The organism is Streptomyces sp. NPDC093586 (genome assembly GCF_044764905.1).
GTDB lineage: Bacteria > Actinomycetota > Actinomycetes > Streptomycetales > Streptomycetaceae > Streptomyces.
The window spans coordinates 101279-122226 of sequence record NZ_JBIWJA010000020.1 but is presented as its reverse complement, the minus strand read 5'-3'; the positions used below and the strand labels follow the sequence as shown (position 1 = coordinate 122226).

Here is a 20948-nt window from a genome sequence, read left to right as displayed (position 1 = left end):
TCACCTTGCGGCATAGCGTCGGAGCAGACCGGACACCCCGCGTCTCGACGTCACGTCGGAAGGCAGGAGACCGTACTTCCTTCTACGTCACGCAACGGCGCGCGACAGGAGCCAGAGGACAATGCAGACCAAGCTGGACGAAGCCAAGGCCGAGCTGCTCGAGAGGGCCGCGCGGGTAGCTGAGAACAGCCCGGTCGGGGGGCACCTACCGACTGGGACGACGGACGAGGGCACTCCGGGCGCTCCGGGGACCCAGGACACCCCGGACTACGCGTCCGTGTTCGCGTTCCTTCGGCGCTACTACCGGCACACCGCCCCGGAGGACCTGACCGACCGCGACCCGGTCGACGTCTTCGGAGCCGCCGTCTCGCACTACCGGCTGGCCGAGAACCGCCCGCAGGGCACCGCGAACGTGCGGGTCCACACCCCGACGGTGGAGGAGAACGGCTGGACGTGCAGCCACTCCGTCGTGGAGGTGGTCACCGACGACATGCCCTTCCTCGTCGACTCCGTGACCAACGAGCTGACCCGCCAGGGCCGCGGCATCCACGTCGTCGTCCACCCGCAGTTCGTCGTCCGCCGCGACGTCACCGGAAAGCTCGTCGAGGTCCTCGCCGGTCCGCCCACCGGTGACCTGCCGCACGACGCGCACGTCGAGTCCTGGATCCACGTCGAGATCGACCGCGAGACCGACCGCGGCGACCTGAAGCAGATCACCGCCGATCTGCTGCGCGTCCTCAACGACGTCCGCGAGACCGTCGAGGACTGGGGCAAGATGCGCGACGCGGCCGTCCGCATCGCCGAGGGGCTGCCCGCCGAGCCCGCCCCCGGCGACCTGAGCCCGCAGGAGGTGGAGGAGGCCCGTGAGCTGCTGCGCTGGCTGGCGGACGACCACTTCACCTTCCTGGGCTACCGCGAGTACCAGCTGCGCGGCGACGACTCCCTCGCGGCCGTGCCCGGCACCGGCCTCGGCATCCTGCGCTCCGACCCGCACCACGCGACCGACGAGAGCCACCCCGTCAGCCCGTCCTTCGAGCGGCTGCCCGCCGACGCCCGCGCCAAGGCCCGCGAGCACCGGCTGCTCGTGCTGACCAAGGCCAACAGCCGCGCCACCGTGCACCGGCCGTCCTACCTGGACTACATCGGCGTCAAGAAGTTCGACGAGCAGGGCAACGTCGTCGGTGAGCGCCGCTTCCTCGGCCTGTTCTCCTCCGCCGCCTACACCGAGTCCGTCCGCCGCGTCCCGGTCGTCCGGCGCAAGGTGGAGGAGGTGCTGGACCGGGCCGGCTTCTCGCCCAACAGCCACGACGGGCGGGACCTGCTCCAGATCCTGGAGACCTACCCGCGCGACGAGATGTTCCAGACCCCGGTCGAGGAGCTGGAGCCCATCGTCACGTCCGTGCTCTACCTCCAGGAGCGGCGCCGCCTCAGGCTCTACCTGCGCCAGGACGAGTACGGCCGCTACTACTCGGCGCTGGTCTACCTTCCCCGCGACCGCTACACCACCGGTGTCCGGCTGCGGATCATCGACATCCTCAAGGAGGAGCTCGGCGGCACCAGCGTCGACTTCACGGCCTGGAACACCGAGTCGATCCTGTCCCGGCTGCACTTCGTGGTCCGCGTCCCGCAGGGCACCGAGCTGCCGGAGCTGTCCGACGCCGACAAGGAGCGCATCGAGGCCCGCCTCGTCGAGGCCGCCCGCTCCTGGTCCGACGGGTTCGCCGAGGCGCTGACCGCCGAGTTCGGCGAGGAGCGCTCCGCGGAGCTCATGCGGCGTTACGGGTCGGCCTTCCCCGAGGGCTACAAGGCCGACCACGGCCCGCGCTCCGCGGTCGCCGACCTCGCCCACCTGGAGCGGCTCGGCGACGACAGGTCGTTCGCGCTGAGCCTGTACGAGCCGGTGGGCGCCGTGCCCGAGGAACGCCGGTTCAAGATCTTCCAGAAGGGCGGCTCGGTCTCCCTCTCGCAGGTGCTGCCGGTGCTCAGCCGGCTCGGCGTCGAGGTCACCGACGAGCGTCCCTACGAGCTGCGCTGCGCGGACCGGACGACGGCCTGGATCTACGACTTCGGTCTGCGCATGCCGAAGGCCGTCGCCGGCGAGTACCTCGGCGACGACGCGCGCGAGCGGTTCCAGGAGGCCTTCGCCGCCACCTGGACCGGCCAGGCGGAGAACGACGGCTTCAACGCCCTCGTGCTCAGCGCCGGGCTGACCTGGCGGCAGGCCATGGTGCTGCGCGCGTACGCCAAGTACCTGCGGCAGGCGGGCTCCACCTTCAGCCAGGACTACATGGAGGACACCCTCCGCAACAACGTCCACACCACCCGCCTCCTCGTCTCCCTGTTCGAGGCGCGGATGTCGCCGGGCCGGCAGCGCGCCGGGCACGAGATCGTGGACGCCCTGCTCGAAGAGCTCGACGCGGCCCTCGACCAGGTGGCGTCGCTCGACGAGGACCGGATCCTGCGGTCCTTCCTCACCGTCATCAAGGCGACGCTGCGGACGAACTTCTTCCAGCGGACGAGCGACGGCGAGCCGCACGACTACGTCTCCATGAAGTTCGACCCGCAGGCCATCCCCGACCTGCCCGCGCCGCGCCCGGCGTTCGAGATCTGGGTGTACTCGCCGCGCGTCGAGGGCGTGCACCTGCGCTTCGGCAAGGTCGCGCGCGGCGGTCTGCGCTGGTCCGACCGCCGTGAGGACTTCCGCACCGAGATCCTCGGCCTGGTCAAGGCGCAGATGGTGAAGAACACCGTCATCGTGCCGGTCGGCGCCAAGGGCGGCTTCGTCGCCAAGCAGCTGCCCGACCCGAACGCGGACCGCGACGCCTGGCTGGCGGAGGGCATCGCCAGCTACCGGACGTTCATCTCGGCGCTGCTGGACATCACCGACAACATGGTGGCCGGCGAGGTCGTGCACCCGGCGGACGTCGTCCGGCACGACGAGGACGACACCTACCTCGTCGTCGCCGCCGACAAGGGCACCGCGAAGTTCTCGGACATCGCCAACGAGGTCGCCGAGTCGTACAACTTCTGGCTCGGCGACGCCTTCGCCTCCGGCGGCTCGGCCGGCTACGACCACAAGGGCATGGGCATCACCGCCCGCGGCGCCTGGGAGTCCGTCAAGCGGCACTTCCGGGAGCTGGGCGTGGACACCCAGAGCCAGGACTTCACGGTCGTCGGCATCGGCGACATGTCCGGTGACGTGTTCGGCAACGGCATGCTGCTGTCCGAGCACATCCGCCTGGTCGCCGCCTTCGACCACCGGCACATCTTCATCGACCCGACGCCGGACGCGGCCGTCTCGTACGCCGAGCGCCGCCGCCTGTTCGACCTGCCGCGCTCCTCGTGGGAGGACTACGACACCGAGCTGCTCTCGGCCGGCGGCGGCGTCTTCCCGCGCACGGCCAAGTCGATCCCGGTCAACGCCCACATCCGCGAGGCCCTCGGCATCGAGGCCGGCATCACCAAGATGACCCCGGCCGAGCTGATGAAGGCGATCCTCACGGCCCCGGTGGACCTGCTGTGGAACGGCGGCATCGGCACGTACGTCAAGGCGTCCACCGAGTCCAACGGCGACGTCGGCGACAAGGCCAACGACCCCATCCGCGTCGACGGCAAGGACCTGCGGGTCCAGGTCGTCGGCGAGGGCGGCAACCTGGGCCTGACCCAGCTCGGCCGGATCGAGTTCGCCCGCAACGGCGGCAGGATCAACACGGACGCCATCGACAACAGCGCGGGCGTGGACACCTCCGACCACGAGGTGAACATCAAGATCCTGCTGAACGGTCTCGTCAAGGACGGCGACATGACCGTCAAGCAGCGCAACAAGCTGCTCGCCGAGATGACCGACGAGGTCGGCGCGCTGGTCCTGCGCAACAACTACGCGCAGAACACGGCGATCGCCAACGCGCTCGCCCAGTCCAACGACATGCTCCACGCCCAGCAGCGCTTCATGCGCCACCTGGTGCGCGAGGGCAGCCTGGACCGGGCCCTGGAGTTCCTGCCCACCGACCGCCAGATCCGCGAACGCCTGAACGCCGGACAGGGCCTGAGCGGCCCGGAGACCGCCGTCCTGCTGGCGTACACGAAGATCACGGTCGCCGAGGAGCTGCTGCACACCTCGCTGCCCGACGACCCGTACCTGCGCGGTCTGCTGCACGCCTACTTCCCGACGGCGCTGCGCGAGCAGTTCCTCGAGCAGATCGACAGCCACCCGCTGCGCCGTGAGATCACGACGACGGTCCTGGTCAACGACACGGTCAACACGGGCGGTACAACGTATCTGCACCGGATGCGCGAGGAGACCGGCGCGTCGCTGGAGGAGATCGTGCGGGCGCAGACCGCGGCCCGGGCGATCTTCCGCGCCGCCCCGGTGTGGGACGCGGTGGAGGAGCTGGACAACAAGGTCGAGGCCGCCGTCCAGACCCGCATCCGGCTGCACTCGCGCCGGCTGGTCGAGCGCGGCACGCGCTGGCTGCTCAACAACCGGCCGCAGCCGCTGGAGCTCGCCGAGACGGTGGACTTCTTCGCCGAGCGCGTCGAGCAGGTCTGGGCGCAGCTGCCCAAGCTGCTGCGGGGCGCGGACGCGGAGTGGTACCAGCACATCTACGACGAGCTGACCGCCGCCGGTGTCCCGGACGAGCCGGCCACCCGGGTGGCCGGGTTCTCCTCGGCCTTCCCGACGCTGGACATCGTCTCGGTGGCCGACCGCATGGGCAAGGAACCGCTGGACGTCGCCGAGGTGTACTACGACGTCGCCGACCGGCTGGGCATCACCCAGCTGATGGACCGGATCAGCGACCTGCCCCGCGCCGACCGCTGGCAGTCCATGGCCCGCGCGGCGATCCGCGAGGACCTGTACGCGGCGCACGCGGCGCTCACCGCGGACGTGCTGGCGGCGGGCAACGGCACGTCGACGCCCGAGCAGCGGTTCGAGCTGTGGGAGCAGAAGAACGCGGCGATCCTCAGCCGGGCCCGCACCACGCTGGAGGAGATCAAGGGCTCGGACGCCTTCGACCTCTCCAACCTGTCGGTGGCGATGCGGACGATGCGGACGCTGCTGCGGACGCACTCGTGACGGCGTAGCGCGTGAAACGGCGTAGTGCGTGAAGGCGCCCCGGGTCGGTCGGACCCGGGGCGCCTTCGTGTCGGCCGGCTAACGAGCCGTGAACTTCTCGTACTCCCTCAGCACCTCGTCCGTCGGCCCGTCCATGCGCAGCTCGCCCCGCTCCAGCCAGAGCACCCGGTCGCAGGTGTCGCGGATGGACTTGTTGTTGTGGCTGACCAGGAACACGGTGCCGGCGTGTTTGCGCAGCTCACGGATGCGTTCCTCGGAGCGCTTCTGGAAGGAGCGGTCGCCGGTGGCGAGGGCCTCGTCGACGAGGAGGACGTCGTGGTCCTTGGCGGCGGCGATGGAGAAGCGCAGCCGGGCGGCCATGCCGGAGGAGTAGGTGCGCATCGGCAGGGTGATGAAATCGCCCTTGTCGTTGATGCCGGAGAAGTCGACGATCTCCTGGTACCGCTCCTTGATCTGGGCGCGGGACATGCCCATCGCCAGACCGCCCAGGTGCACGTTGCGCTCGCCGGTGAGGTCGTTCATCAGGGCCGCGTTGACGCCGAGCAGGGAGGGCTGGCCGTCCGTGAAGATGCGGCCCCTCTCCACGGGGAGGAGGCCCGCGATCGCCTTGAGCAGGGTCGACTTGCCGGAGCCGTTGGTGCCGATGAGCCCGATCGCCTCGCCGCGGTGTGCCACGAACGACACGTTCTTCACCGCGTGCACGCGGCGCACGCCCGCGGCCTTCTCGGCCCTGCCGCGCCGCACGATGCGGTTGAGGGCGGCCGTCGCGGAGCCCCGCCCGGCACCGGTGCCGTTGACCCGGTAGACGATGTCGACGCCGTCGGCGACGACGGTGGGGGCGCGTTCGTCCGCCCGCTGGGCGGTGCCGGTGTTGTCAGCCACGACCGTAGGTCTCCTCGGCCTTCCAGAAGTAGAGGAAGCCGCCGATCCCGGCGGCCAGTGCCCAGGCCACCGCGAGCGCCCACACGTGGGGCGGCAGGTGGCTGCCGTCGAAGCTGTCGATCAGGGCGAAGCGCATCAGATCGATGTAGACGGCGGCGGGGTTGAGCTGGAGCACCGTGCCGACCCAGGACGGCAGGCCGCTGTCCGGACCGGTCATCTGGTCGATGCTGAACATCACGCCCGAGCCGTACATCCAGGTGCGCAGCAGGAACGGCATCAGCTGGGCGATGTCGGGGATCTTGGCGCCCACCCGGGCCATGATCAGCGACACGCCGGTGTTGAACACGAACTGCAGCACGAGGACCGGCACCGTCAGCACCCAGGAGACGCCGGGCGGCACGCCGAAGGCGAGCAGGATGACGACCAGGGCGGCCATCGAGAACAGCAGCTGCTGGAGCTGCTGGAGGCAGAAGGAGACCGGCAGCGCGGCCCGCGGGAAGTGCAGGGCCCGCACCAGGCCGAGGTTGCCGGAGATGGCCCGGGTGCCCGCCATGATCGAACTCTGCGTGAACGTCCACACGAACACGCCCGTGACCAGGAACGGGACGAAATCCTCCACGCCCCGCTTGGTGTTCATCAGCACGCCGAAGATGAAGTAGTACACCGCCGCGTTCAGCAACGGCGTCATCACCTGCCACAGCTGTCCCAGCTTCGCCTGGCTGTACTGGGCGGTGAGCTTGGCGGTGGCGAAGGCGCCGATGAAGTGCCGGCGCGCCCACAGCTGGCGGACGTAGTCGGGCAGGGAGGGGCGGGCACCGCTGACCGACAGACCGTGCCGGGCGGCGAGGGCCGCGAGGTCGAGGGATGCGGCCGGGGCTGGGGCCGGTGTCGGAGGCGGTGTGTCGAGGACCTGGCTCACATCCGTTGCTTTCGCTCGGGGAGAGGGGGGTGGCGAGGCGGCTCCCGGTGTTTGCCCTCGGGAGGCCGGCCGTTCATTTACGTCAGGACGGCACCGTATCGTCGTGACGTGGACGAGCGTAGGCCCGGTCGGCGTCGGAACGCAACCGTTTCGTCGTAACGCCTCTATGCTTGGCTCGTATGACGACCAACGCCGACGCCGATCCCGTCGCCGACGAGCCGCGGCCGCGCCCGCGCCGCCGCGCCCCCGCCGGGGCGGCCGTACTGCGCGAGGACGTGACGGAGGCGATCCGGGCGGCCGTCTTCGAGGAACTCGCGGCGGTCGGCTACGCGCGGATGTCCATCGAGGGGATCGCGCGCCGTGCGGGCGTCGGCAAGACGGCGGTGTACCGGCGCTGGCGTTCCAAGCTGCACCTGGTGCTCGACATCGTGTCGGCGCTCGCGGTGCAGGGGCTGCCCGCGCCGGACACCGGATCCCTCGAGGGGGACCTGCGGCTGCTGTACGAGGTGACGTCCCGCGCCCTGCGGCATCCGGTGGCCTCGCAGATCATTCCGGACCTTCAGGCGGAGGCGGCGCGTAATCCCGAGATCGCGCAGGCGCTGCAGAAGACGCTGCGGGAGGGGCAGGACGGGGTCGCCAGCCGGATCCTGGCGGCGGCGGTGGAGCGGGGGGAGGTCGGGGCGGGGCTCGACGCGGATCTGGCGCTGGACCTGATCTCCGGGCCGCTGTACTGGCGGTCGGTGGTCGTCCGGAACGGGAAGCTGCCGAAGGGGTACCTGGGGGCGTTGGCCCGGGCCACGGCGGAGGGGCTGAAGGCGCTGTGAGCGTCCCGCGGGGTGCGTTGTCCTGGGGTGCGTGACCTCGGCGAGGGTGTGACGGGCGGGTGGGGCGCGGCCCGGCGTCGCGGGGCGCCTCCCCCGGAGGGGCCCCGGTCCCCACCCCCACCGTCCCCGGGGGACTGCCCGCAGCGGCGGTGGGGGACGGCTTCGGCTCAGGCCTTCGCCGCCTCCGGGTGCAGGCGGAGCCAGCCGGCCCAGGCCGAGGTGATCATGTCCTGGACGTCGTGCTTGGCCTTCCAGCCCAGTTCCGCGGCGGCGCGGTCGGACGAGGCGACGACGCGCGCCGGGTCGCCGGGGCGGCGCGGGGCGACCGCCGGGGGGCGGTCGTGGCCGGTGAGGGCGTTGATGCGGTCGATCATCTCCCGGACGGAGACGCCCTCGCCCCGGCCGATGTTGAGGGTGAGGGAGCGGCCCGGGGACGCCGTCAGGGCGCGGGCCGCGGCCACATGGGCGTCGGCCAGGTCCACCACGTGGATGTAGTCGCGGACGCAGGTGCCGTCCGGCGTCGCGTAGTCGTCACCGAAGATGCGCGGGGCGGCGCCCTGGGTCAGTTTCTCGAAGACCATCGGGATCAGGTTGAAGACCCCGGTGTCGGCCAGCTCGGGGCTCGCCGCGCCCGCCACGTTGAAGTAGCGCAGCGACGCCGTGGACAGGCCCGTCGCCCGGCCGGTCGCCCGGACCAGCCACTCGCCGGCCAGCTTGGTCTCCCCGTACGGCGACATGGGCGCGCACGGCGTCTCCTCGGTCACCAGGTCGACGTCGGGCATGCCGTACACGGCCGCGGAGGAGGAGAGGACGAAGGAGGGGACGCCGGCCGCGGTGACCGCGTCCAGCAGGACGCGCAGGCCCTCGACGTTCTCGCGGTAGTAGTGCAGCGGTCGCTCCACCGACTCGCCGACCTGCTTCTTCGCCGCGAGGTGCACGACGCCGGTGACGGCGTGGTCCGCGAGGGCGCGTGCGACCCGCTCGCCGTCCAGGACCGAGCCCACCACCAGGGGCACACCGTCGGGCACGCGTTCCGCGACCCCGGAGGACAGGTCGTCGTACACCACCGTCTTCTCGCCCGCCTCGGTCATCGCCCGGACGACGTGCGATCCGATGTATCCGGCGCCGCCGGTGATCAGCCAGGTCATTGCGGCCTTCCCCTCGTCAGTGGACTCGGTTCGGTGGACCCGGTCCCTCGGTGGACCCGGTCCCTCGACGGACCCCGTCGGCCCCGACGGTCCTTGGTGGCCATGATCCGCCATCCGGCCGGGCGGTGGGTACCGCGCCCCTCAGGACGGGGCGGAGGCGGTGTCCGGGCCGTACGTGTCCAGGGCCGTCGTGAGCCGGTCGAGGCGGGAGCGCAGGTCCTGGATCTCCGCGAGGTCCAGCCCGGTCGCCGCGGCGATCCGGCGCGGCACCTCGGCGGCTCGCTCGCGCAGCGCGACGCCCTCCTCCGTGGGCCGCACCCGCACCGACCGTTCGTCCCGCGCGCTGCGCTCCCGGTGGACCAGGCCGGCCGCCTCCAGCCGCTTGAGCAGGGGCGACAGCGTGCCCGAGTCGAGCCGCAGCCGCTCGCCGAGCCGCTTGACCGGCAGCTCGCCGTGCTCCCACAGCACCAGCATCACCAGGTACTGCGGGTACGTGAGCCCCAGCTCCTTGAGCAGCGCGCGGTACACGCCGCCGAAGGCGCGCGAGGCGGCGTTCAGGGAGAAGCAGATCTGCTGGTCGAGGCGGAGCCAGTCCGTCGCGGGCGGGAGCGGGGGAGGGGGCGTGGTCATGGGTCCAGGGTAGCCTCGAAGGGTATTGAGTTGTGCACAACTTAATTGTGTGCTCTACTTCAGTCGTCGGACGCTCCGCCTCCGGCGTCACCTTCGGCTTCACCACAGAGGGACGGTTTACCCATGGACGCGCTCTACACCGCAGCCGCCACCGCCACCCACGGCCGCGACGGCCGTGCCGTCAGCTCCGACGGCAAGCTGGACCTCGCCCTCAGCGCCCCCGTAGAGATGGGCGGCGACGGACGGGGCACCAACCCGGAGCAGCTGTTCGCCGCCGGGTACGCCGCCTGCTTCGGCAGCGCCCTCGGTCTCGTCGGCCGGCAGGCCGAGGTCGACGTCAGCGACGCCGCGGTGACCGCCGAGGTCAGCATCGGCAAGCAGGGCCAGGGCTACGGGCTCGCCGTCACCCTCCGCGTCGAACTGCCCGAGGGCGTGGACGAGGAGACCGGCCGCAAGCTGGTCGAGCAGGCCCACCAGGTCTGCCCCTACTCCAACGCCACCCGCGGCAACATCGAGGTCGAGCTCGTCGTCGAGTAGGCACCGGCGCCCGGGTCATCCCCCGACCCGAGCCAGCACCTCCCCCGTCTGCCCGCTCCACGCCACCACCACAGCCTCCTCGGGCACCGGCTGCCAGCGCGTCAGCAGCAGCCAGCGGACGTGGTAGCGGCGCACGACGGCGGCGCGCACGGCGCGGGTCGAGCCGGGGGCGAGATACGCCTTCACGTCGGCCACGCGCCGCCCGCGCTCCCGCTCGTCCAGCGACGCGTCCGGCCAGGCCGGCGCCGCGAGGTTCGGGCCGTACCCGGCGATGGCGTGACCGGCGTAGTAACCGTCGGTGATCACGACCTCGCCGGGTCCGATGTGCCGGGCCGCCCACGCGTACGTCGGCCAGTCGGGCGGCTGCGCGAAGCCGACCGGGTCCAGCGGGCGCGGCACCACCGCTCCCGCCTGGACCGTGAGGAACCCCAGCAGGGCCCCCGCGGCCACCACCGTGCCCAGCAGCCGCCGCCACCGCCCCCACGGCCGGGGCGCCGCCAGCTCGACCGCCGCCGCGAACTGCAGCGGCACCAGCGTGAGCCCGAGGATCCTGCCGTAGGTGTAGTGGCCGCTGAACCAGCCGTACGCCACCACCGCGCAGTCCAGCGCGAACATCAGCACCAGCGGATCCCGTGCCGAGCGGCGCCCGCGCAGCCACAGCGCCGGCAGCCCGAGCAGCGCGAGCCAGAACTCCCCGGGCAGGTCCAGGTACAGGACGCGGTGCATCCCGTCCACGCTGGCGTCACCGGCCAGCGCGAACACGTCGAAGTACGGCCAGCAGGCCGCCGACAGCAGCGCCGCGGTCCCCGTCAGCGCCCAGCGCCCGAGGACCGCCCCGCTCCGGCCGCGCTGCCACCCGGCCACCAGCGCCACGCCGCCCAGCACCGCCGCCACCGACGTGATCGGGTGGACCAGCAGGATCAGCCCGTACAGGACGCCCAGCCCCGCGTAGCCGCCGAGGCCGTGCAGCCCGCTGGGCCCCACGTACCGCACCCGGCGCGCGTCCCGCGCCCGCGCCCCGGTCAGCGCCCAGGCCCAGAAGGTGAGGCCGATCGCGAACGTCGACGGGTAGCCGAGGTTGCCGGTCATCGACATCAGCCCCAGGTAACCGCTCCACCAGGCCCGGTCGGTGCCCCACAGCAGGGTCATCGCGCCCAGCGCCAGCACGGGCGCCCACGGCCGCGGGCTCAGCACCCGCACGAAGCGGCCCAGGCCGGTCAGCAGCACCACCAGGTTCAGCGGCCCGGCGAGCCGCACCACCTCCCACCCGCCCAGCCCCGCGAGGCGGGCGGACAGGCCCTGCGCCACCGCGTACGGCGAGTAGTAGGCGCTGCCCGCGCCCGGCAGGTCGGCCATCGGATGGCGCGGGTGGAGCAGGTCGGCCTTCAGGCGTTCCACCACCGCCGCGTGCTGGCCGGCGTCGCAGCACAGCGGCACCCGCCAGTACGCCAGCGACATCACCAGGAAGAACAGGAGGCCGCCGGCCTGGTACGGGGTGGGACGCCAGGAGGGGCCGCCGCGCAGCGCCGTCGCACCGCGCACGGTCCGCCGGGCGAGGACACCGGCGCTCACTGGACGACAGGGGAGGGGGACATCCGGGGCATTTGCCGTATGTTCCCGTCGGCGTCAGCGGCTTGTCGTCCCTTCACCTCAACGGGTGAGTCCGGGTTCAGCCGGCCGTGCGCGCCCGGTCGGCGTGCACCTGCGCGGGCAGCGCCACCCGGCCCCGCAGCGCCGGTTCCAGCAGCAGCGGGACGCCCACCACCGGCAGCAGCCAGGCCAGCACGATCAGCCGGTCGCCCCAGATGTTGATGTCCGGATGCGCGGCCTGGGTGAGGACCCCGGTGAACGCCGCCGCGACCACGAAGACACCGACCGCGCGCCCCCTCCGCAGCGCGCCCCACGCCCCGGCGCCCAGGGCCGCGGCGAACAGCGGCTCCCACGCCTGCCGGCGCAACCACTCCACCCAGAAGTTGCCCTGCAACTGCCAGAACTCCGGCCACGGACGCTCCCGGTCCGGCCGCGCGAAGTGGCCGGTGAGCAGGTCCTGAAGGCTGTCGGACGCGGACGGGTAGTGCAGCAGCCGGGCCAGCGTCACCGTGACGAGCACCCCGGCCAGCCCCACCGTCGCGAGCCTCAGCACGTCCCGGCCCGGTGGCAGGCCCCGCCGGTGCCGCCGCAGGGCGACCGCCGTGCCGGCCACCGCCAGACACAGCCCGAGGAACAGCGCCTGGGAGTGCTTGACCGCGAACAGCGCGAGCAGCGCCCCGGCGACCAGGGCGAGGCCCGCCCGCTCGCGCCCCGCCCGCAGCACCAGCGCACAGCCCCACACCGCCGCCAGGGTCAGCGCCATCAGCAGCCCCTCGGCCATCGGGCGCATGGCGGTGGTGCCGCTCGGCAGCACGTAGTACAGGGCCTGCCCGGTCAGCGCGAGCGGCACCGGCACGGACAGCGTGCGCAGCACCAGGAAGGCGAGGACGCCGCCGGCGCACGCGATGACCACGCTCGCCGCCCACAGCCCCCACACCACCCCGAACGCGGTGACGAACGGCACCAGGAACGCCGGATAGCCGGGCCGCACCTCGAAGATCCGCATGAAGCGCTCCGGCATGTACGGCACGGTGTGTCCGCCGGTCTGCCCGGCCGCCAGCCGCGGCTCCACCGTCCCCCACTCCCGCGCCCGGCAGTCCGCCACGACCCGGTCGGTCGGGTCGGGGCGGTGGAAGCGGACCACGTGCACGCTCTGGTCGCGGCGGGCCGCCGACGCCCGGCTCGCGCACACGTAGTCGATGGTGGCCGCCGCCGCGTCGCGCTTGCTCTCGCCGGACAGGCTCAGGGCGTACGCCAGGTAGTTCCTGGTGTCGGGCGTGTCCCGGCCGGTGACGTTCGCGAGCTGGAGCACGGCGAACACCGTGGCCAGCACCAGCACCCAGGTGCGCGGCCTCACGAGAGCGTGAGCTGGTCGTGGTCGCCCGCGGGGACGGCGCGGGCGGCGGGAATGGTGACCGCCGGCACCGGTGCAGGCATCACCTCGCCCAGCATCAGCGTCCGGACGACCCGCTCGGCGGCCCGCCCGTCGTCGTACTCGCCGAACCGCGCCCGGAACGCGGACCGCAGCCGCGCCGACTCCTCGTCCCGCCACGCCCCCGACTCCAGCAGCCACACCAGCTCCCGGTAGGAACGCGACACATGGCCCGGCGCCTCGGCGGTGATGTCGAAGTAGGCGCCGCGGCTCGCCAGGTAGGCGCCCCAGTCGTCGGCGTGGACCACGATCGGCCGGTCCAGGAGCGCGTAGTCGAACATCAGGGCGGAGTAGTCGGTGATCAGCAGGTCGGCGGCGAGCAGCACGTCCTCGACGTGCGGCTCGTCCGTCGCGTCGACGACCACGCCCCGCCGGTGCAGCTCGGACAGGCCCATGCCGCGGGCGGGACCGGTGGCGAGCGAGGGGTGCAGCCGGACCACCAGGGTGTGGTCCTCGCCGAGGTCGGCGGCGAGGCGGGCCAGGTCGATCCGGTCGACGTGCCCGCCCCGCCGGTAGTCGCGGCGGGTCGGCGCGTACAGCACCACCGTGTGGCCCTCGGGCACCCCGAGCCGCTCGCGGACCCGGCGGCCGCGCTCGGGACCGGCGCCGACCAGGACGTCGTTGCGCGGGCTGCCGGTCCGCACGGACGTGAAGTGGCACGGGTACGCCCGCTCCCACGCCAGCTCCGAGTGCCGGTTGGCGACCAGGCTGTAGTCCCAGCGGTCGGCGCGGCGCAGCATCTGCGGCACGTCCAGGCCGAGCCGGGCGCCCGGCTTGTCCAGCAGGTCGGCGCCCATGAACTTCAGCGGGGTGCCCTGGTGGGTGTGGATGTGGACGCTGCCGGGGCGCTTGGCCAGGGCGCCGGGCCAGTTGACGTTGTTGACGAAGTAGGTGGCCCGCTCGGTCACCCGGCGGTAGGCCGCGCTGCCCAGGAGCACGTGCTCCGTGTCCGGCGGCAGCGACCGCGCGTCCTCCTCGTCGCGCACCACCCACACCCCACGCAGGTGCGGCGCGATCTCACGGGCCTTGTGGTAGATCGCCGCGGGGTCGCCGAGCACGCCCCGGTGGGAGAACGCCGAGTACACGGCGAGGTCCGGGTCCAGGGGGCGGCGGGTGTTCACCGCGGAGCGGACCCGGCCCAGGCGCCCGGCGGCGGCGCCGCCCGCCTGCCGCGTCCGCCGCACCAGTTCCCGGCCCGCCCGCCCGGACCGCCGCCGCAGCCGGTACGCCGGGTACCCCTGTTCCAGCACCCGCAGTCCGGGCGGGACCGGGACGCCCTCCGGACGGTGGGCGCGGAACATCTCGGCGGTGCGGCGGAAGAACTCGGCCTTGTCGGACGGGGGCAGCCGGTCCGGCTTGGACAGGATGTCCAGGCAGTGCTCGCCCATCTTGGCGTGCAGGAACGGCCGCCAGCGGGCCAGTTCGGGCCGGGCGTCGACGAACGCGAAGACCCGCTCGTACTGCTCGTGGATGTCGAAGTGCTTGCGGCTGGTGGTGGACAGGATGTTGCCGCTGCGCCGCTGCCGGTAGTTGAGGCAGATCCGGTCCAGCGCGGCGATCCGCCCGGCGCTGAACATCACCGGGAACGTCCAGGGCGTGTCCTCGTAGTAGCCGGGCGGGAAGGTGAAGCCCTCGCGCTCGGTGAAGTCGCGCCGGTAGACCTTGTTCCACACCACCATCAGCAGGTCGAGGATCTCCGGGCGCTCGGCGGCCGTGAAGGTGCCGTCGCCGGCCTCCGCGAGGACGCGGGCGAGGACGTTGCGGCGGGTGCCGCCCCACCAGTAGGTGCGCGCGTAGTCGAAGACCAGGACGTCCGGGTCGTCCGTCTCCGCGAGCCGGTCGGCCATCGCGCGCAGGGCGCCCGGGGTGAGGGTGTCGTCGCTGTCCAGGAAGAACAGGTAGTCGCCGGTGGCGTGCGGCATCCCGGCGTTGCGGGCCCGGCCGAGGCCGACGTTCTCCTCCAGGTGCAGCACGCGCATCCGGTCGTCGCGGGCCGCGTACTCGTCGAGGACGGCGCCGCAGCCGTCCGGCGAGCAGTCGTCCACGGCGATCACCTCGATGTCCCGGTAGGACTGGTCCAGGACCGAGTCGAGGCACTCGCGCAGGAAGCCCTGCACCTTGTAGCAGGGGATGATGACGCTGAAGCGGGGCACTGCGGGGTCAGCTCCTTACGAGGGTGGCGGCGGCGGGGGCCGGGACGCGCTCGGCGAGCGGGGCCACGGGCGCGATCGCCTCCGGCGGCTCGCCGAGCAGCACCCGGCGCACCACGCGCTCGGCGGCCCGGCCGTCGTCGAACTCGCAGAACCGCTCCCGGAACGCCGCCCGCAGCGCCGCCGACCCGGCGTCCGCGTACGAGCCGTCGCGGAAGACGCGGGCCAGTTCCTCGGGCGTGTGGACCACCGGACCGGGCGGCGCCGCGGTCAGGTCGAAGTAGACGCCGCGGGTCTCCCGGTACACGTCCCAGTCGTCGGCGTACACGACGATCGGCCGGTCGAGGTTGGCGTAGTCGAACATGATCGACGAGTAGTCGGTGATCAGCGCGTCGGCGGCCAGGCACACGTCCTCGGAGGAGCGGTGCCCGGTGACGTCGATGATCCGGTCGGACGCCTCCCGGCGCGTGCCCCGGTCGTAGAAGTAGTGGGCGCGCAGCAGCACCACCACGTCCTCGCCGGCCGCCTCGCAGAACGCCTCCAGGTCCAGGCCGCCCGCGCCGAACCCGCTCGCGTGGTCGCGGTGCGTGGGCGCGTACAGGACGGCCGTCCTCCCCTCGGGCACGCCCAGTTCGCGCCGGACGCGGGCGACGTCGTCGGCGGTCGCCGTGTAGTAGACGTCGTTGCGCGGATAGCCGTACTCCAGGTGCTCGTACGAGCCGGGGAAGGCGCGCTCCCACATCTGGGTGGAGTGGCGGTTGGAGGACAGGTTGTAGTCCCAGCGGTCCACGCGGCCCAGCAGCTTGGCGAAGCTGCCGCTGGCCGCCGCCACCACCGGGTACGTCGACTGGTCCACGCCCATCGTCTTCAGCGGGGTGCCGTGCTGCGTCTGCAGGTGCACGCTGCCGGGGCGCTTGACGACGCCCTCGGCGAAGTTGGCGTTGTTCACGAGGTACTTGGCGCGGGCCAGCGCCTCCCAGTAGCGCCGACTGCCGATGACGGCGTGCTCGACGTCCTTCGGCACGGTGTGTTCCTGGCCGGCCTCGACCAGGAACACACCGCGCAGGTGCGGGGCGAGTTCGCGGGCCTTGGCGTGGATCGCGGCCGGGTTGCAGGCGTAACCGCGGCCCCAGTAGGCGCAGTACACGACGAGATGCGGGTCCAGCGGACGGCGCAGCAGGCGCCGGTACCGCAGGCGGGTGCGCAGGCCCCGTGGACGGGGCAGCCGGGCGAGGATCCCGCCCGCCGCGCGGTTGGCGGCCCGCAGGGCGCGGAACGCCGTGTACGACCCGGACGCCAGCAGCCGGTGCTGCACGCCGAGCCGGCCGCCCGGCGTGCGGAAACCGGCGGGACGGTGGCGCCGGTACAGGCGGCTCGCCCGGCGGAAGAAGGCGCGGCGTCCCCGGGTCAGCCGTCTCGGGTGGGTGGCCGTCTTCAGGATCAGGGCGAACAGCTGCTCGAACAGCGGTCCGCGCCGCTCGGCCGGCAGCCCCCGCCCGGCGGCGTACGCGAGCGCCAGCTCGGCCTGGTCCAGCAGTTCGGCGTGGTGCTCGCCGGGCTGGTTCAGCCGGCTGCCCTGGCGCCGCACCAGGTGCCGTACGACGACGGAGCGCAGCACCGCCATGCGGTCGGCGTCCGCCGCGGCCCGGGTGGCGAAGCCGATGTCCGTGTAGTGCCCGGCGGGGAACTCCAGCCGCCGTTCGGCGAGGAAGGCGCGGCGGTAGACGGCGCTCCACGCGGGCAGCTGCACGCCGGTCAGGTGCGGGGCGCGGCCGGGGGCGAAGGCCCCGGCCGGCGCCTTCGCCAGCAGCGGGGCGGCCGGGTTGACCGGTTCGCCTTCCCACCAGGGGACGCGCTCGTGCTCGAAGTACAGAACATCGACGCAGGGGCCGCAGGGGCCGCAGGGGCCGCAGGGGCCGCCGTCGGTCTCGGCCAGCCGCGCGTCCAGCGCCGCCAGCGCGCCCGGTACCAGGACGTCGTCGCCGTCGAGGAACAGCAGATAGGTGCCGGTCGCCGCCCGCGCCCCGGTGTTGCGCGCCCCGGCCGGGCCCGCCGACGGCGGCGAGTGCACGGGCGCCACCCGGGAGTCCCGCGCGGCGCGGTCGGCGGCGATGTCCGCGGCGGCGCAGTCCGGGCCGTCGCAGACGGGGATCAGCTCGAAGTCGCCGAAGGACTGGGCGAGGACCGAGTCCAGCGCCTGGGACAGCCGCCCTGCGACCCCATGGGACGGGACGATGATGCTGAAGCGGGGCATACTGCTCTTTCTCTCGTTGTCCTGGTCCGTCGGGAGCCCTCCGCCGCCCGGGCCGTCCGGCGGCCCGGCCGTCCGGTCGGCCGCCGGGCGGGCGGCCGGGCGGGCGGCCGGGTCGGGGTGGGCCGCGAGGAGCTGCGGGGCATGCGGACTCCCAGTGGACAAACGGCGGTCAGAGGCTGTCGGTGACGGTGCGGGGCCCGGCGGGTTGCGGCACGGTGGCCAGCGGGGGCCGCGAGAGGGCCGCGGCGGCCGACGGGGCGGGGTGCCGTTCGGCGAGCGGCACGACCGGCGGGAGGTCCGTTTCCCCGAGCACGACGCGGCGGACGACGCGTTCGGCGACGCGGCCGTCGTCGTACGGGCAGAACCGCTCCCGGAAAGCGGCCCTGAGCCGGTCGGACCGCGGGCCGCACCACTGGCCGCCGGCGAGGACGCCGACCAGCTCGTCCGCGTCGCACGCCACCGCGCCCGGCGGGGAGGAGCGGAGGTCGACGTAGGTGCCGCAGACCGCCTCGAAGACCTCCGGTTCGTCGGCGTGGATCACGATCGGCCGGTCCAGAGCCGCGTAGTCGAACATCAGCTCCGAGAAGTCGGTGATCAGCGCGTCGGAGGCGAGGCACAGCTTCTCCACGCTCGGGTGGCCGGTGACGTCGACGATCCGGTCGTGGCGGGCGGTGGTGAGCGGGCCGCCGTGCCGGGGGTGGGCGCGGGCCAGCACCATGAACCGGGGACCGAGACGGGTGACGAGGTCCTCCAGGTCGAGGCCCGCGCGCTGGGTGCGGCGGTAGTCGCGGTACGCGGGCGCGTACAGGAGCGCGACGGTGCCCTCGGGGATGCCGAGCGTCTCGCGCAGCCGGGCCACGTCGGCCGCCGTCGCCCGCTGGAACACGTCGGTGCGCGGCCTGCCGTACTCCAGCGTGGTGTAGCGGCCGGGGTACACGCGCTCCCAGGTGAGGGTGGAGTGGCGGTTCGCGGAGACCACGTGGTCCCAGGTGTCCGCGGTCTCCAGGAGCCGGCCGACGTCGGTGCCGCGGTCGGCGGCCGGGTGCTCCCGCAGGTCCAGGCCCAGGTGCCGCAGGGGCGTCCCGGCCTGCGTCTGGATCACCACCTGCCCCCGGCGCTTGACGAGGCCCGCGTCGAGACCGGTGTGGTGCACCAGGTACCGGGAGCGGGCCAGCGCCGTCCAGTACGCGGCCGTGCCCGGGGTCAGCCGGCGGGTGCCGGTCGGGACCGTGTGGTGGTGCGCGGGATCGGCGGCCCACGCGGTGCGGACGTGCGGCGCGAAGCTGCGGAACGCCTCCTCCAGCGCACCCGGGTCGCCGCCGTACCCCCGGCCGCCGTCGGCGGCGAAGACGGCGCGGTCGGCGCGCAGGGGGAGGCGGCGCTGGATCCGGTAGTGCAGCCGCAGGGCGGCGGCGCGCGCCGTCCCCAGCAGCGCGGTGGAGCCCTTCAGCGTCCGGCGGCGCAGGGCCGACACCAGTCGCAGGGCCCCGTAGGTGCGGCGCAGGCCCAGGCGGAGCAGGGCGTGGCGCAGCCGGGCGGCCGGCGGGACGGGGGCGCCGGGGACGCGGTAGCGGCGGCAGTGGACGCGGGCCCGGCGCACGAACTCCGCGCGCAGGGAGGGCGGGAGGCGGTCGGGACGGGTGAACACCGTCGCTAGGTGGTCGGCCATGCGGCGGAACAGCACCGGCCGCCAGCGGGCCAGCTCCGGGTCGGACTCGACGTAGGCGAAGAGCCGGTCGTACTGGGCGAAGACGTCGAGGTGGCGTGCGCTCGGGGTGTGCAGGATGCTGCCCCGGCGGCGCTGCCGGTAGTGGACGCAGACCCGGTCCAGGGTGGCGATCGACTCCGCGGCCATCAGCACCGGGTACGACCACGGGGTGTCCTCGTAGTGGCCGGGCGGGAAGGCGAAGCCCTCGCGCTCGGCGAACTCCCGCCGCACGGCCTTGTTCCAGGCCACCATCAGCAGCTCGATCAGCCCCGGCCGGTCGGCCAGCCGGAACGGTGCCGGGCCCTGCTCGCGGAGGTGCGCCGCGGCCCGGTTGCGGACCGTCTCGCCGGTCACGTACGTGCGGGCGTAGTCGTAGACCAGGACGTCGGGCTCGCCGGTCTCCTTGATCCGGTCGGCGATGCTCCGCAGCGCGTCCGGGGTGAGGGTGTCGTCGCCGTCGAGGAAGACCAGGTAGTCCCCGGTCGCCCGCTCCGTCCCGGCGTTGCGGGCCGGGCCCAGGCCCTCGTTGCGGGGCAGGTGCACGGCCCGCACCCGCGGGTCGCGTGCGGCGAACTCGTCGGCGATCTCGCCGCAGGCGTCCGGCGAGCAGTCGTCGACCACGATCAGCTCGAGATCCGGGTACGACTGGGACAGCACCGAGTCCAGGCATTCGTGCAGATACGCCTGAACCTGGTACGCGGGGACGATGACACTGAACCGGGGCACGGGGACATCCATGGGTCGGCGCGGGCGTTCGGCCCGGCAACGGCCGACGGAGCCCATTGGTTACGGCCCCTGCGGCAATCGGGGGCCTCGCGCGCGCGTAGAAGGGGGCGGGCCGGTTTTCCGGCCCGCCCCCTGAAGGGTGAAGCGGCGGCGGCTACTTGACGGCGCCCGCCATCACGCCGGAGACGAACTGCCGCTGGAACGCGAAGAACACGGCCAGCGGGATCACCATGGAGATGAACGCGCCCGGCGCCAGCACGTCGATGTTGTTGCCGAACTGCCGTACCTGCGTCTGGAGGGCGACCGTGACCGGCTGGTTCCCGGAGTCCGAGAAGATCAGCGCGACCAGCATGTCGTTCCACACCCACAGGAACTGGAAGATGCCGAGGCTCGCGATCGCGGGCCCGCCGAGCGGCATCACCACCCGGGCGAACAGCCGCAGTTCGCCCGCGCCGTCGAGCCGGGCCGCCTCCAGCAGCTCCCGCGGGATCTCCGCGAAGAAGTTCCGCAGCAGGAACACCGCGAACGGCAGCCCGAAGCCGACGTGGAACAGGATCACGCCCACGATCGAGCCGAACAGGCCGATCTTGCCGAAGAGTTCGGCGATCGGGATCAGCGCCACCTGGACGGGGACGACCAGCAGCCCGACCACGGCCAGGAACCACCAGTCGCGGCCCGGGAAGTCCATCCACGCGAACGCGTACGCCGCGAGCGAGCCGATGACGACGACCAGGACCGTCGCCGGGACCGTGATCAGCACGGTGTTGAGGAGGGACGAGGTGATGTCGCCGTTCTTCAGCAGCTCCTCGTAGCTCTGGAAGGTGAGCTGCGACGGCTCGGTGAGGACCTTCCACCAGCCGCTGGCCGCCATGTCCTCCGGGGTGCGCAGCGAGGACAGCAGCAGGCCGATCGTCGGGACGAGCCAGAACAGGCCCACCACGATCAGGAACACCCGGACCAGACCGCCGCTGACGCCCTCGGCGAGCCGCGAACCCAGCGACGGCCTCGCCTTCACGACGGTCTCGGGCGGTTCGGCGGCCGCCTTGGTGAGAGAACCCGCGTCCGCGGTCATCG

Annotated in this window: 13 protein-coding genes; 3 read left to right on the top strand and 10 right to left on the bottom strand. The window is 73.0% G+C overall.

The annotated features are described in order from the left end of the window. The first annotated feature begins 121 nt into the window (after positions 1–121). Positions 122–5074 (top strand): NAD-glutamate dehydrogenase, encoded by a 4953-nt coding sequence (locus ACIRFH_RS21580; protein WP_403523076.1) that lies wholly within the window; start codon positions 122–124, stop codon positions 5072–5074. Between the two features lie 78 nt (positions 5075–5152). Here ACIRFH_RS21580 and ACIRFH_RS21575 read toward each other — a convergent pair whose 3' ends face one another. Both ACIRFH_RS21575 and ACIRFH_RS21570 read right to left on the bottom strand, forming a co-directional pair. Further along, on the bottom strand, positions 5153–5956 hold the full coding sequence (locus tag ACIRFH_RS21575; protein ID WP_403523074.1) for an ABC transporter ATP-binding protein: 804 nt from the start codon (positions 5954–5956) through the stop codon (positions 5153–5155). Further along, positions 5949–6875, bottom strand: coding sequence for an ABC transporter permease (locus ACIRFH_RS21570; protein ID WP_403523071.1), 927 nt, complete (start codon positions 6873–6875; stop codon positions 5949–5951). Before ACIRFH_RS21570 ends, ACIRFH_RS21575 begins: the two co-directional genes overlap by 8 nt. A gap of 179 nt (positions 6876–7054) precedes the next feature. Here ACIRFH_RS21570 and ACIRFH_RS21565 point away from each other — a divergent pair, with 179 nt between their 5' ends. Continuing rightward, on the top strand, positions 7055–7699 hold the full coding sequence (locus tag ACIRFH_RS21565) for a TetR/AcrR family transcriptional regulator (RefSeq protein ID WP_403523068.1): 645 nt from the start codon (positions 7055–7057) through the stop codon (positions 7697–7699). 167 nt (positions 7700–7866) lie between these two features. Here ACIRFH_RS21565 and galE read toward each other — a convergent pair whose 3' ends face one another. Both galE and ACIRFH_RS21555 read right to left on the bottom strand, forming a co-directional pair. Next, positions 7867–8847: a UDP-glucose 4-epimerase GalE gene (gene galE, locus ACIRFH_RS21560; protein ID WP_403523065.1), complete on the bottom strand. Its 981-nt coding sequence runs from the start codon at positions 8845–8847 to the stop codon at positions 7867–7869. Between the two features lie 141 nt (positions 8848–8988). Next, positions 8989–9477, bottom strand: coding sequence for a MarR family winged helix-turn-helix transcriptional regulator (locus ACIRFH_RS21555; protein ID WP_403523062.1), 489 nt, complete (start codon positions 9475–9477; stop codon positions 8989–8991). Between the two features lie 123 nt (positions 9478–9600). Here ACIRFH_RS21555 and ACIRFH_RS21550 point away from each other — a divergent pair, with 123 nt between their 5' ends. After that, positions 9601–10014, top strand: coding sequence for an organic hydroperoxide resistance protein (locus ACIRFH_RS21550; RefSeq protein ID WP_403523059.1), 414 nt, complete (start codon positions 9601–9603; stop codon positions 10012–10014). A 15-nt stretch (positions 10015–10029) separates the two neighbouring features. Here the strand turns inward: ACIRFH_RS21550 and ACIRFH_RS21545 are convergent, their stop codons facing one another. The 6 genes from ACIRFH_RS21545 to ACIRFH_RS21520 all read right to left on the bottom strand — a co-directional run bounded on the left by ACIRFH_RS21545 (position 10030) and on the right by ACIRFH_RS21520 (position 20946). Beyond that, positions 10030–11586 (bottom strand): hypothetical protein, encoded by a 1557-nt coding sequence (locus tag ACIRFH_RS21545; protein WP_403523056.1) that lies wholly within the window; start codon positions 11584–11586, stop codon positions 10030–10032. Between the two features lie 97 nt (positions 11587–11683). Further along, positions 11684–12961, bottom strand: coding sequence for a hypothetical protein (locus ACIRFH_RS21540; protein ID WP_403523053.1), 1278 nt, complete (start codon positions 12959–12961; stop codon positions 11684–11686). Continuing rightward, positions 12958–15189: a CDP-glycerol glycerophosphotransferase family protein gene (locus tag ACIRFH_RS21535; RefSeq protein WP_403523049.1), complete on the bottom strand. Its 2232-nt coding sequence runs from the start codon at positions 15187–15189 to the stop codon at positions 12958–12960. The genes ACIRFH_RS21540 and ACIRFH_RS21535 overlap by 4 nt, the downstream gene beginning before the upstream one ends. 7 nt (positions 15190–15196) lie before the next feature. Then, entirely contained in the window at positions 15197–17440 is a 2244-nt protein-coding gene (locus tag ACIRFH_RS21530) for a CDP-glycerol glycerophosphotransferase family protein (protein ID WP_403523046.1), read from the bottom strand. Positions 17441–17609: 169 nt separating this feature from the next. Further along, positions 17610–19874 carry a CDP-glycerol glycerophosphotransferase family protein gene (locus ACIRFH_RS21525; RefSeq protein ID WP_403523043.1) on the bottom strand — a complete coding sequence of 755 codons (2265 nt, stop codon included), beginning with the start codon at positions 19872–19874 and terminating at the stop codon, positions 17610–17612. A gap of 154 nt (positions 19875–20028) precedes the next feature. Next, on the bottom strand, positions 20029–20946 hold the full coding sequence (locus tag ACIRFH_RS21520; protein WP_403523041.1) for a carbohydrate ABC transporter permease: 918 nt from the start codon (positions 20944–20946) through the stop codon (positions 20029–20031). Between the last annotated feature and the right edge of the window lie 2 nt (positions 20947–20948).

What these genes read in the sequence shown, in the direction of transcription:
- ACIRFH_RS21580 (WP_403523076.1), top strand. Translation starts at nt 122, where the DNA reads ATGCAGACCAAGCTGGACGAAGCCAAGGCCGAGCTGCTCGAGAGGGCC.
- ACIRFH_RS21565 (WP_403523068.1), top strand. Translation starts at nt 7,055, where the DNA reads ATGACGACCAACGCCGACGCCGATCCCGTCGCCGACGAGCCGCGGCCG.
- galE (WP_403523065.1), bottom strand. Translation starts at nt 8,847, where the DNA reads ATGACCTGGCTGATCACCGGCGGCGCCGGATACATCGGATCGCACGTC.
- ACIRFH_RS21555 (WP_403523062.1), bottom strand. Translation starts at nt 9,477, where the DNA reads ATGACCACGCCCCCTCCCCCGCTCCCGCCCGCGACGGACTGGCTCCGC.
- ACIRFH_RS21550 (WP_403523059.1), top strand. Translation starts at nt 9,601, where the DNA reads ATGGACGCGCTCTACACCGCAGCCGCCACCGCCACCCACGGCCGCGAC.
- ACIRFH_RS21530 (WP_403523046.1), bottom strand. Translation starts at nt 17,440, where the DNA reads ATGCCCCGCTTCAGCATCATCGTCCCGTCCCATGGGGTCGCAGGGCGG.
- ACIRFH_RS21520 (WP_403523041.1), bottom strand. Translation starts at nt 20,946, where the DNA reads ATGACCGCGGACGCGGGTTCTCTCACCAAGGCGGCCGCCGAACCGCCC.